This window comes from candidate division KSB1 bacterium (genome assembly GCA_024655945.1).
Lineage (GTDB): Bacteria > Zhuqueibacterota > Zhuqueibacteria > JANLFK01 > Oleimicrobiaceae > Oleimicrobium.
This window is the reverse complement of sequence record JANLFK010000001.1, coordinates 236,746-249,611: the sequence shown is the minus strand read 5'-3', so window position 1 is coordinate 249,611 and position 12,866 is coordinate 236,746. Positions and strand designations below refer to the sequence as shown.

The window sequence follows — 12,866 nt, the reverse complement described above, 5'->3', positions numbered from 1 at the left end:
GAATAAATCGCCAGGAGGAACTCACGGTGAAAAGGAGTGCATCGGCGGTGCTTTTCGTAGTTCTGTTGCTGGTGATAGCGGTGCACGCACCGCAAGGCCAGCAACCCGTGCTTGTGGTGGTGCGCACGAGCGATTTCCAGCAGCTCAGCGAAGTGGCTCCCTTTGTCCCTTATCACTTTGAGGATGACCTCGCCTTCGGCGAGATTGACCAGAATGGTCTCGCTGACCTTCAGCGACGGGGAATCCGCCATGAGGTAGTTGACAAGAGCGGCTGGAGCGGCCAGTACTACGTGGTGGCGGAAGGAGTGCATGGACCGAGCCTGAGTGCGCTGCCCAAGGGGCGGATTCTGTACACTCGGGCGAAGCAAGCTTTGGTGAAGGCCTCGCCGGACGAGGCTCTGGCCCTCGCTCATTCGGGCTACAGCCTGCAGCAGATCAGCCGTGTGGCCAAACCGGTGCCCCGTGCGGCGACTCCTAAGATTTCCCTGGTTCCCGGCGCTTTTGACTCTACTATTGCCAGCATCATCGCCGAGGTGAGCGCCGATACACTGCAGCGCTGGGTGCAGCGTCTGCAGGACTTTCGCACCCGTTACACCTACTCGGATTCGATCCGCAAGGCGGCGCAGTGGCTCTACAAACGCTACTTAGCCCTTGGCTTCACCGATGTGGAGTTCGACACCTTCTACATTTCCGGCGTACCGCACTTCAACGTCGTTGCTGCCAAACCGGGGCTTATTTATCCGGATAGCGTCATCATGATCGGCGGGCACTATGACTCCATTGTGCTCGGTGCTGGTGCCAACCCGCTGGTGTGGGCGCCGGGCGCGGACGACAACGCCTCCGGCACCGTGCTGGCGCTTGAGGCTGCGCGGGTGCTGGCCTGTCATAACTTCGAGGCCACGCTCAAGTTTGCTGCGTGGGATGCCGAAGAGATCGGCCTGGTGGGAAGCGCCGCCTATGCCCAGAAAGCCTACCGCAGCGGTCGGCCGGTCTCCTTCTACCTGAATGGCGACATGATCGGCAACTACAACCCTGCGGCTCCGCCCCGTGACGTGGTCATCTACACCGACGCGGCCTCGCGGCCATTTGCCGAGTTTGTTGCCGACATGTTTCGGACTTACACAACGCTCTTGCCTTCCATCCCGGGCAACAGCAGTGGCAGCGACCATCGCTCCTTCCAGGTGTGGGGGCAACCGGCTATATTTGTGGCGGAGGGCGACTTTAGCCCTCATTGGCATCAACCGACTGATGTCACCAGCAACATGGATTTCCCCTACATGCGCGAAGTGGTGCAGGCCAGCGTCGCAGCCATTGCTGCCTTGGCTGGTCCGGCCGACAATTTCGGCGATGTGCCCTTCGTCAAGGTGGTGGCTTTTTCCGTTGACGACGACGCCGTTGGGAATAGCCAGGGCAACGGCAACGGCTACGTCGACGCTGGGGAAAGGCTGGAACTCAACCTCAATGTGCGAAACTTTGGCAACCGACCGGGACAGGGCGTCTACTGCAAGGCACACAGCGATGACCGCCGCGTGGAAGTGGTGGTGGACAGTGCCCACGTTGGCGATGTGCCAGTGGGAGCGGTGCTGCAGAGCCAAACTCCGGTCGTCGTCGCCTTGTCCCCAGCTCTTACTGCCGGGCAACGAGTGGAGCTGCGGGTGGTGACGCGCGACGCCGCCGGCGGCATGTGGTCGGACGTGCTGAAGATGCTGGTCACCATGCCGGAATTCGCTTACGTGGCGCAGACCGTGCAGGAAAGTACCGGAAACGCTGATGGCAAGATCGACCCAGGCGAGACCTTCACCGTGGCGGTTTCCCTGAAGAACAGCGGATTGCGCCCGGCGCAACATGTGGAGGCCGTACTGCGAACCGCTTCGCCGTGGGTTACCATCGAAGATAGCGTCGCCGCATATCCCGATATCGGAGTGGGTCAAGTGCGAGCCAATTGGGCAGACAGATTCGCTGCGCGGGTGGCGCCCGGTGCTCCGTCCTCCACCATTGCCTTCCAGCTTGAAGTCCGGGAAGGAGGCGGCTTCTGCCGAGCCACTCTGCCTCTCAACATTGCTGTGGGACAGGGCAGAATCCTGCTTGTGGAGGACGATGGGGACTTTGCCTTGGCGGATTACTACACATCCGCCCTCAACACGCTCGGGCTCAACTTCCGCTATTGGGGTACCGGAGTTGAGGGCCCGGTGCCTGAAGACACGCTGCGCATGTTCACGCGCGTCATCTGGTACACTGGCCACTATTTCGGCCACACCCTGTACAGCCACGGCACCGCAGCCTTGGAGGCCTATCTTGCCAGTGGCGGCAATTTGTTCCTGAATGGTTCCATGTTGGGTCTTTCTCTGAAAAACAGCACGCTGTTGCGGGACTGGCTGCGCGTTGCCTACGTCAATCACAACACGCAGCTGCACCGGCTGGTGACCCAGGGCGCTAACCAGGTCCTTGGCAGCGTCCAGTTCTGGCTGTCGCGGGAGGGCGGCAATAGGCAGCCGCTCCCCAACGAAGTGGACGCGATTGCACCGGGCCAGGCGTTGCTTTTCTATGATCGAAGCACCCCGGAGGGCCCAGGCACTATCCGATCCAGCGGGGCTGGGGCCGTGGCAGCGGAGGGAGCTACCTACCGCGCGGTCTTTTTCGGTTTCGGATGGGAGGGGATCGCCGACGCGCAGCTCCGGCAATTGCTGCTCATGCGCATCCTCGACTGGCTGCAAGGTACGGTGAGCGATGTTGAGGAGCCGGCAGAAGAGCACGTGCCGGCAGACTTCGCGCTGGCGCCCAATTATCCCAATCCTTTCAATCCGGGGACCCACATCTTCTTCGCACTGCCCAAGGCGGCGAGGGTGCAGGTACGTGTTCTCAACTCGCTGGGTCAGGTGGTGCGGATTCTCAGGGACGAACTCTTACCCCAGGGTTACCACCAGGTCACCTGGGATGGGACGGACGCGAACGGTGTGCGCTTAGCCAGCGGCGTCTACCTCTACCAGCTGGTAGTTGGCGATGTGCGTCTGACCAGGAAGTGCGTTCTCCTTTATTGAGGGGAGTGTGGGCATGTTCCTTCAAAGAGTAGTTGCCATGAGAATTCGCTCAGCTCTGCTGGTGCTCGGATTGCTGGCCGGGTGCGTGCTCGGTCAAGAGGAGAGGTCGTTGCCCAGGGCCGACGGCGGCGGTTCCTCAGGGAAAAGCCACCAGGAGGTTGCCAAGCCGCGGCTTCCTCTGGCAGTTCAGACACCACCGGTGGGGACCACCCATAAGGAGATGCTTGCCTACCTCACCGCGCTGTGCAGCCGCTGCCCTGAGATGGAGTTGGAAATCGCCGGGCAGAGCGTGGCCGGTCGGGAGATACCCGCCGTCTTCATTCCCCCGCGCAGCAGGTGGCGGACTGAAGCCGCCACGGTGATGATTTTTGCCCAGCAGCACGGCGACGAGCCCTCGGGCAAAGAGGCTTTGCTGATGTTGTTGGATGACTTTTGCGCGGAGCCGGCAGGGTGGCCGTTCTTGCACCTCAACCTCATGATTGTGCCCAGCGTCAATCCGGATGGCGGCGAGGCCCACCGCCGCCGCAATGACAGGCAGGTGGACCTCAATCGCAACCACGCCATTCTCACCGAACCGGAGACAAGGTTGCTGCGCACGCTCTTCAACCGCTATGCGGCGCAGGTGACCTTGGACGTGCACGAGTACGGCATCCGCTCTTGGTTGCGTCAGGGTCTCAGCAAGGACCTGGGGGAGCAGTTTGATTGCATAAGCAACCCTGCGATCCCCGAGGTGCTCCTGGAGTTCGCCCGGGAGCGTCTCCTGTGGCCGGCCATTGAGAGAGCCCGCGAGCGGGGGGTCAACGCAAATCGCTACCTTGTCACTCAAGACGACCCGGCTCTGCCGGTGAGGCACAGCACCACCGATATAGATGACGGGCGCAACGGATTCGGAATCGACTGCACGTTGTCGTTTATCCTCGAAGGGCCCAACGGCCTCTGGCCTGGCGACCGCATATGGCAGAGGGCGAAGGGGCAACTAGCCTTCATCGAGTCGTTCCTGGCCGTGTGCGAGGCGAACCATGAAGAGATTGTGCGGGTGGTGTCCGAGGCGAGAAAGGCGCGGGCGGCTCAGCCGCCGCGAGAGGTCGCCATTCAGGCCGACTACACGCTTTCGTCGTCTGGCACCTTGCAGGTGACGATCCTCAGCACGCGCGACCTGCGCGACACCACCATCGTGCTTCCGGACTATCGCAGCGCGCCGGAGGTGCTGTATGCGGTGGAGCCCCCGGAGGCCTATGTGGTCGAGCGGCCAACCGGACCTCTTCTGGAGCTGCTGGCGGCGCATGGCTTCGCTCATGAGCTGCTGACGGCGAAGAAGTCCATGATGGTCGAAGAATTCCGAGTGGAGGGCTGGGATACTCTGCGCTGCGAGGGGCGAAAAACCGTCGTGCCCGCAGGGGGCTACTGGCGGGCCAAGAAGACCTTCAACCCCGGGGCATTGCTGGTACCGGTCAATGGAGTGGGTGCGGCCAAGCTGGTCCAGATTATGGAGCCGAGAAGCCTTTATGGCTTGTCCCATTACGACCAGTTTAGCGACCTCTTCCAGGACAAAGTCCTGCCAATCTACCGCTTGCTCGGTTTCCGGCGCTGAGCGTTGTGCGTGCCGTGGGCAAGAGGCTGTGCGGCGATAAGGCATAGAGACCCCGATTGACGGAGGCGCGCATGCGAGTGCTGCTGAGCTGGCCGAACCGGATCACCTTGGCGCGAATAGGGTTGCTGTTTTTCCTGGCGGTGCTGGTCTACAACCAAAACCTGTGGGCGCGACTTGCCGCCGCAGCCTTGGCCGTCCTGGTGATCGTCATGGATTGGCTGGACGGATACCTGGCACGGAGGCTGGACGCTGCGACGGTGCTGGGCAGTGTCCTGGACATTGCTGGCGACCGCATCATCGAGGCGGTGTTGTGGATTGTGCTTGCTGACCTGCGCCTCGTGCCGGTGTGGATCCCCATTGTGGTCGTTTCGCGGGACATCCTCACGGACAGCATGCGCGGCTTTGCCCTGCGCTTCGGGTATACGGCCTTTGGCAAGAGTACTATGATGCGCAGCCGGGCAGGTCGATTCCTCACCGGTTCGCCCTGGATGCGCACTTCCTATGCGGTGCTGAAGGCTTTCACGTTCGGCTGGATTCTCTTGCTGAGCGTGCTAAGCGAAGCGGCAAGCCGGTGGCAGCCAGGGCTGAGTGGAGCGGCCAGCGTCGGGCTGAAGATCGGCTACTGGGCCGCCGTGCTCACTGCCGTGCTGTGCCTGGTGCGGGGCGTTCCGGTGGTCGTCGAAGGCCTGGCGCTCATTCGCCAGAAGGAGAGCGAAGTTGCCGGAAGTGGTGTTTCTTGACATCGACGGCACACTCCTGCCCAGGAGCTTAGAGCAATGGTTTGTCCCCTACCTGATTCAAGAGGGACTGATGCGTCCGGCTAAGGCGGTTGTTTTGTACTGTCGGAGCCTCCTCAGTGCGTCGACTAGAAGCTGGTTCGACCTTAAGTTGCGCTACCTTGCGGGTATCCACTTGGCGACTGTGGAGCAATGGGCCAAAGAGTGTTGGGAGAAGGTCGTCAAAGGGCGACTTTTCCCCGGCATTGCACCGCTGGTGCAAGAGCTGCAACACCGCGGAGTGCGAATCGTGATCCTGAGTGGTGCGCCGACCTTTCTTGCCGCTCCCCTGGCGCGACACCTTGGCATTGCCGAGCTCGTCTGCGCCGAGCCGGCGCTAGTGGACGGAGTGCTCACTGGGAGCCTCGCGCGGCCCCACCCGCGAGGGGTGCGCAAAGTGACAGCCGCAAGGCAATGGCTGCAGGAGCAGAAGCTCCTGCCAGCGCAAGCCGGGGCCATCGCCGACCACTGGGACGACAGGTTCCTCCTGTCTTTTGTCGGGTGGCCGGTGGTGGTGCGGCCGGGGCTGCGCCTTGCCCTTTTGGCGCACCGCCGTAGCTGGATAGTGATCAAGAATCCCTATTCCGACCAAGAGACGGAAAAAATTCTCCGCCAAGCGTTCTCACGCGGAAAAAGCAACTATGGCGAAGGCTGAGAAATCGGCACGGCGAGATACCGGTATCCTTCGCGGGCAGCCGCCCGAGGAAGTGACCAGCGAGCTCAGACAGTGTGGCATACGTCCCACCAATGTGCGGGTGGCTATCCGCAGTGACCTCGATTTGCGAGGAGGCCACGCCTCCAGTTGGTTGCTCATCACCGATGAGTCGGTGGTGTCCATCACCCCCTCCGCGCCCAGTGGCGATCGGATCGTCGGCGCTTTTGTATTGGCCTGCATCAGTAAGGCGCGCGTCTTCACCGGGGTGGGAAGTAGCTTCCTGCAGGTGTATATCCAGAACTTCTACGTCGATGTGATCCGCTTCAGCAACGCTCGCCGGGAGGAGTTCAACAGGGCGCACCTCTACTTGGAGGGGCTGTTGGAAAAGAGGCCTGCCCCCTTAGAGATTTTCCGGAAGAAGGATCCCTGGTTCTGCGAAGTCTGCGGATTGGCCTTGCCGTCGCGGGAGGCAGTTTGCCCGCGCTGCGCCCGGCAGGGTGGCCTGGTGCGCCGGACGCTGCGCATGATGTCTCCCTACCGCCTGTTCGTGTTCGTGTTGCTGGTCATGATGCTGGCCGGGGTGGCGTTAGACCTGGTGCCACCATATCTCACCCGTATTTTGGTGGACGATGTGTTGACGAGCAAGCAGCACGTGGCGTGGCTCCCCTGGCTGGTGCTCGGATTGGCCGGAACAACGCTGCTCCGTGCCGGCCTCAACATCGCCATCGGCCGGACAAGCACGCAGATCGGCACGCGCATCACCTACGAGCTGCGGCGGCAGCTGCAACGGAAGCTGTCGGAGCTCGGTCGACTTCTACGACCGGACCTCTGTGGGTACGCTAATGACCCGTCTCCTGCACGATGTGGACTACTTCCACGGCTTCGTACAGCAAGTTGCCTCTGGCTTCATGGTGAACATTTTTCTTGTGGTGGGCATTGGCTTCATGCTCTTTAGCCTAAATGCCCGGCTGGCCCTGTTTGTGCTCATCCCGGTGCCGTTCGTGGTGCTGGGGACGTGGTTTTTTTGGCACACGATTTATCCCTGCTACTATCGTTTCTGGGACAGCCAGTCAAAGCTCGCCGCCCTGCTCAATGGGATGCTTTCGGGTATTCGCACCGTGAAGGCTTTTGCCCAGGAGCGTCGGGAGCAGAAGCGCTTCGACGGCGTGGCTGCCTACTTGCGCGACTCCCGGCGTGCTGTCGACCGTGGTTCCGCTACCTTCTTTCCCATTTTCGGCTATGCGTTCAGCCTGGGTGGCCTCATTGTGTGGTTGGCCGGGGGAAAGAGCGTGATCGGCGGGCAGATCACCCTGGGGACGCTCATGGCCTTCCTCGGCTACTTGGGCGTGTTCTACGGGCCGATCTCGGCTCTCACCATGTTTTCCAACTGGCTGACTGGCTTTCTCACCGCCGGCCAACGGATTTTCGAGGTGTTGGACGCCGATCTGACCCTGCGCCCGCCCGCACACCCGCGGCCTGTGCGCGCCGTCAGAGGCCGGATCGAGTTCCGCAACGTCACTTTTGGCTACGACCCCTACGATCCCGTTCTGCGCAATGTCTCGCTGGTGATTGAGCCTGGGCAGTTGGTGGGGATCGTGGGCAAGAGTGGTTCCGGCAAAACCACGCTGGTCAACCTCATCTGCCGCTTCTACGAACCGCAGCAGGGGCAGATCCTTATCGATGGGGTGGACGTGCGGGAGATGTGCAACGAAGACCTCCGCCGTCACGTGGGGCTGGTGCTGCAGGAGCCGTTTCTCTTTCGCGCCACCATTGCCGAGAATATTGCCTATGGGCGTCCTGACGCCACGCCTGCCGAGATTATCGACGCCGCAAAAGCGGCCAACGCCCACCGGTTCATCATGCGGCAAGCAAGTGGCTACGACACCCGGCTGGGCGAACGAGGCGCTGGCCTTTCCGGCGGTGAGAAGCAACGCATCAGCATCGCGCGCGCTCTCCTCTGCGACCCGAGCATCCTGATCTTGGATGAAGCCACCTCCAACGTGGACACCGAATCGGAGCTGCAGATTCAGGAGGCGCTCGCTGTCCCTGCAAAGGGAGGACCACCATAGCCATCGCCCATCGTCTTTCCACCCTGCGCGGCGCGGACATCATCTATGTGCTGGACGATGGATGCGTTGTGGAACAAGGCTCGCATGAGGAGCTCATGCGCAAGGAAGGGCTCTACTATCGACTCGTCATGATTCAAACCCGCCTGACCAAGTTGGAGGCGTAGCAGCCCCAGGCGAGCTGTGAGTAGGAGGAACAAGAGGCAGGCAATGTCTGAGATCGAGGACAACGGACGGGCTACCCTGCGGGAAGTGGGTGTGCGCTACCTCACGCCCGAAAACTCCCACTTCTTCATCGGTAGCTTCGGCTCACTGCATTGCATCGTCGATGACCAGGAGGCATACGCCAATGTGCACTGTCTGCTCTCGTTCCCTATCAGCTTTCCGCAAAACTTCATCTCGGTGTGGTACACGGACGAGCAGGGCAAGGAGCACGAAATTGGCGTCATCGTGCGCTTAGAGGATTTTCCTGGCGAGATGCAGAAGCTCATTCGCCAAAGTCTTGGCCGCCAGTACTACGAGCAGCGCATTCGCCGCATATACGAGACGCGATGGGAGTACGGGCTCATCTTCTTCGACGTGGAGACCGACAACGGGCGCACGCAGTTCAGCATGCGATGGCAGCACGAGAAGGCGTTGGAGTACGGCCAGAACGGCAAGGTGCTGCTCGATACTTTCGACAACCGCTATGTGATCCCCTCGGTCGCTGATCTACCAAGCTCCGACCGCAACAAACTCATGCGCCTCATCTACTGGTAGCCAAGGCGCGGGTCGCAAAGCGCGAAGGAGCAGCACCCGGCTGGCTTGCTCTTGGCGGCCACTGCTTCGGCCCCGCTGAGGGGACTTGACCGTCTTTTTGCTGAGTCCGGCAAGGACAGGTCAGACGCGGGATCCTCTGAGCGGCGCATGAGGCGCACAAACTTCTTGCAAAGCTGGCGCGGTTGTGCTATATTACGCGCGCCAATCTGTGTTCCCTGACGGAGCTGGGCTACTTGCGGAAGGGCTGCTGGGAAGTGAGATCCGGTTTTCCGACCGACAACTATACACCTTTCGGTTACCTCGATAACCCTGGCCACACCTGGAAGTTGAACCGCGCAGGGCTCGTGCGCCTCGTTGCGCCTCTGCGGGCAGTCTGGTACTACCCCAGCGCGCCTCATTGCACCGCAGCGCTGTCATTGCACGTGGGCCTCCGGATTGGCTCCACCACTGCCGTAGGTCGAGATCTGGCCCGAGCCGGGGCTGAGATAGCATGCCCCTACCATAGCAAGAACCTGATGATACACCGCGCCAGGCTGGGCGCCCTTGAGTTCACGGTGGAGTTCGCCATGGGGGCCGCTGACCTGCTGGAGGTCGCCTGCCATTTTGCCAATCGAAGCGACGAGCCCCTGAACGCTGCATTGCTGATGCTGGTGAGCTACGCTTCCGGCCAGGACCGCACTGGCTTGTGGCAGTTTGGGGCAGCCGGGCAATACCAGCATTCCCACGGAACCTTGATTGTGCGCAGCTTTGCTGAAGGCCCCGTTTTTGCCGTGCAGCCCTCGGTTCGCCCGGAAGCTGTGGAGTTGATAGGACCCCAGAGCCCCTGGGCCGACAAGCTCTTGCGCGAATGGAAAGGGCTTGTCCTCGAGCAGCCCAAGCCAGGAGAGAATCTCTGCGGGGCGCTGATGGAAATTCCATTTGCCCTCGGCTCACGGGAGAAGCGCGTTGTGGAGTGCGGGGTAGCCAGGGGCTGGTCAGAGTCTGAGGTGTTGGCTGTTTTGCAGAGCAAGATGGCGAAGCCGGCGCGCACCATTGCTGCCAAGAGGAGGGAGGATGACGCCTTCTGGCGCAGGTGTCCGCAACTGGTCGGCGATTGGCCCTCTCACTGGCAACATGGTTGGGTGTACGATTGGGAGACCTTGCGCATGTGCGTCCGTCAGCCAGCAGGAGTCTTCCGCAGACGGTGGGATGGTATGCAGGTGCAGAAGCCGCGCGTGGTGTTGGCCGAAACTGCTCTGGACATGATGATGCTCAGCTACGCCGATCCGTCGCTCGCCAAGGAGGTATTGCTGGGCACCTTCGCAGACGCGCTCGGGCCGCAGGTACCATGCGCCCGCGAGGATGGCTCGACCAATATGGTCGCAGCCGATGGCAGCGAGTGCGGGACATCGCCCGCCTGGTGCTTTCCCTTCTACTGCATCGAATCGGTCTTTCTCCGCAGCGGAGACTGCGGGTGGCTGCGGGAGCTCTTGCCCCACTTGGAGCGCTACCTTAGCTGGTGGCTGAAGAATCGCTGCGACCAAGAGGGGTGGGGATTCTACAAATGCAGCTGGGAAAGCGGTCAGGATTGCTCCGAGAAATTTCGCATCGCACAGCCAACCGGAGGGGAGCTGGTCGAACACCTTCGCCCGGTGGACTTGCAGGCTGGCCTGCACTGCAGCGTCGATGTGCTGGTACGGCTGCGCAAGGTACTTGGCTTGCCGGTTGCACGCTGGAGGAGAGATGAGCACCGCCTGGCTGCCATGATCGGCAAGATGTGGCAGGGAGACTGGTTCTGTGACTTTGACCGACGCAGCCTGGAATGGGTCCACCCGCACGACTATTGGGACATCACAAACCTGGCACCCCTTCTCTGCGGCTTGGCCGGCGAAGAGCAGCTGCGCCTTCTCAAGCCCAGGATTCGCTGGTACGTGGACAATCCCCGTTACTGGCTCGAATGGCCTTCTTTCTTCTTCATGTTTGCGGAGATCCTTTTCCGCCTGGGCGAGTTGGAGATGGCCGGTGAGCTCATCCACCAGACAGCAGACCGGATCTACCGCCAGTGGGACCGTGCGTCCTGGGAGCCAGGCGGGCCCCTGCCTGGCGTCAGCCTTGAGTGCTGGGGTTTTGACGAGCCAAGAGGCTCTGAGGGCTACGGCTGGGGGGCGACCATGCCCATGCACATCATCCGGGGCCTTCTCGGCTTCCGGGAATGCCCGCAGCGGCCCAGCGCCATCACTCTCAACCCGGCGCTGCCTGCGGATATGGCGTCTGGGCCGGCCCACAGCCTGGGTGTCCGCAACCTCTCCTTTTGCGGACAGCAATTTGACCTCGTCTACGAGGGCAAAGGTAACGGCTTGTTTGAGGTTCGGCTCGACTTCGCTGGACAGAGCCCGATGCGAGCCATCCGCGGCCCAAAAGGGGAGGTGCCGCCATTCCGCGTGCAGCGGCGCGGGGCTCGGGAGACTCTGTGCTGCACGCTGCGCAACCATTGCACTTACGTGGTCGATTTTGGACATGCACGGGAGCATTGAGAAAAGGCCGGAAAGGAACGGAGCATGGAGAGCGTATTCACGATTTCTGAAGGAGAACTTCGCAAGCTTCGGCAAGACGACCGCCAGCTGGACTTGGCGGTAGTACACCTTACCTTTGAGGGGATTCAGATTTTCGGAGGAGGTGTCTGCACCGTGACAAGGGGGCACCTGGAAGCCCTCGGTCGTTTGCAGGACAAATTGCGACGGCGAGCGATACGGGTCACGCCCTATTTCCTGGAAATCGCTTACGCGCCCGACCATCCCCGCAGGGATCGGCGCTACGAGGAATACGCGCGCCAGAAGGCGGCGGCGATGGGAGGCGAGGTTGCCTACCTCACCAACTACAGCGTCGGTGATGAGCCGTTCACCAAGTGGGGGGTGAAGGACCTTGGTCCGGTGGAAAATTGGAAACACGCCTGCGCTTCGGGTGCCGCCCTTGCCTTGAACTTTGCGCGACGCCACCAGGCCGCGGTGCTCTATTGCCACGACTGCGTCTATGCCTTGGCCTCGCTGTACGCGGCCTTGGAGGCAGAGGCCTATGGGACGGACATCCGCGCCGTCTATGTGGTGCACTCGACGGCATTGACGCACGAGTTGCCGCTACCCAACCCAGATCGACTCATGGCGGAGGCGGTGGCCATGCACTGGCCGAAGGTCTCGCCCCGCGTGCGCATCGGCTATATCAGCGAATTCATCCGCGGGCACCTCATCTCGGACTATGGCGTGCGCCCGGAGCACACCGTGCCCACTGGCAACGGCCTCAATCCCGACGACCCACATTTTCGCTTGCGGAGCGAGCAGGAGATCGTGGCAAAGCTGCGCGAACACCACATCCCGCTTGACAAACCGCTCATGGTGACATGGGGAAGGGCAGTCTTGTACAAGCGCTTCGACGTGGTCATGAAGGTCGCTGCCGAGTTGCGTGATGCAGTGCACGCCGTGGTTGTCGTCTCGCCACGTTCGCAGGAGCTCCTCCAGCTCAAGGAAGACCTACACCTGGACATGTCCTTGATCTTTGCCTTTGATGCCGAGCTTATCGCCTGCTTGCTGCAGTGGAAGAACACGGTTGCGGTGCCAATCTTGGCCTACTTGGAGCCATGCGGCTTGACGCCTATGGAGGCGCGCATGCAGGCAAGGCGTCAGGGGCCTCTGGTCATCACCTCGGACACCGGCGGCTTGCCGGAGCAGATTGAGCACGGCGTGGACGGATTCATCACCCGGCAGGACGACGTGGCCCACGTGGCGGAGACGGTGCGGCGCATCATGGCGATGACTGATGCGGAGAGGGAACGTGTGCGCAGGGCTGGTCTCGAACGAATCCTTCGCCAGTACACCTGGCGCAGCCAGATTCTCACCACGCTGGCCGCGCTGAGCCCGCATGTGCGATTGGTGGCCGAGGAGGTGCGCAACGAGTGTGTCACGGAGGAACTGCGCGCTCTCCAGTAGCATCATCCGAGGAAAATGCTTG

9 protein-coding genes are annotated in these 12,866 nt (G+C 61.6%); all 9 read left to right on the top strand.

Going from position 1 to position 12,866, the window contains the following annotated elements; all coding sequences use genetic code 11:
• The first annotated feature begins 26 nt into the window (after positions 1 to 26).
• Entirely contained in the window at positions 27 to 3,038 is a 3,012-nt protein-coding gene (locus NUW13_01095) for a M20/M25/M40 family metallo-hydrolase (GenBank protein MCR4437624.1), read from the top strand.
• Between the two features lie 37 nt (positions 3,039 to 3,075).
• Complete coding sequence (locus NUW13_01090) at positions 3,076 to 4,629, top strand: M14 family zinc carboxypeptidase (GenBank protein MCR4437623.1); 1,554 nt, start codon at positions 3,076 to 3,078, stop codon at positions 4,627 to 4,629.
• 71 nt (positions 4,630 to 4,700) lie between these two features.
• A complete protein-coding gene (locus NUW13_01085; protein MCR4437622.1) occupies positions 4,701 to 5,369 on the top strand; it encodes a CDP-alcohol phosphatidyltransferase family protein in 669 nt (222 codons plus the stop codon).
• On the top strand, positions 5,356 to 6,060 hold the full coding sequence (locus NUW13_01080) for an HAD-IB family phosphatase (GenBank protein ID MCR4437621.1): 705 nt from the start codon (positions 5,356 to 5,358) through the stop codon (positions 6,058 to 6,060). Before NUW13_01085 ends, NUW13_01080 begins: the two co-directional genes overlap by 14 nt.
• Positions 6,047 to 7,015 carry a hypothetical protein gene (locus NUW13_01075; protein ID MCR4437620.1) on the top strand — a complete coding sequence of 323 codons (969 nt, stop codon included), beginning with the start codon at positions 6,047 to 6,049 and terminating at the stop codon, positions 7,013 to 7,015. The genes NUW13_01080 and NUW13_01075 overlap by 14 nt, the downstream gene beginning before the upstream one ends.
• Positions 6,903 to 8,129: an ABC transporter ATP-binding protein/permease gene (locus NUW13_01070; GenBank protein MCR4437619.1), complete on the top strand. Its 1,227-nt coding sequence runs from the start codon at positions 6,903 to 6,905 to the stop codon at positions 8,127 to 8,129. Before NUW13_01075 ends, NUW13_01070 begins: the two co-directional genes overlap by 113 nt.
• A gap of 207 nt (positions 8,130 to 8,336) precedes the next feature.
• Positions 8,337 to 8,885 carry a DUF1854 domain-containing protein gene (locus tag NUW13_01065; protein MCR4437618.1) on the top strand — a complete coding sequence of 183 codons (549 nt, stop codon included), beginning with the start codon at positions 8,337 to 8,339 and terminating at the stop codon, positions 8,883 to 8,885.
• Positions 8,886 to 9,139: 254 nt separating this feature from the next.
• Positions 9,140 to 11,398, top strand: a complete 2,259-nt coding sequence (locus NUW13_01060; GenBank protein MCR4437617.1) for a hypothetical protein — start codon at positions 9,140 to 9,142, stop codon at positions 11,396 to 11,398.
• A 24-nt stretch (positions 11,399 to 11,422) separates the two neighbouring features.
• Positions 11,423 to 12,844: a glycosyltransferase family 4 protein gene (locus NUW13_01055; protein MCR4437616.1), complete on the top strand. Its 1,422-nt coding sequence runs from the start codon at positions 11,423 to 11,425 to the stop codon at positions 12,842 to 12,844.
• Positions 12,845 to 12,866: the final 22 nt, after the last annotated feature.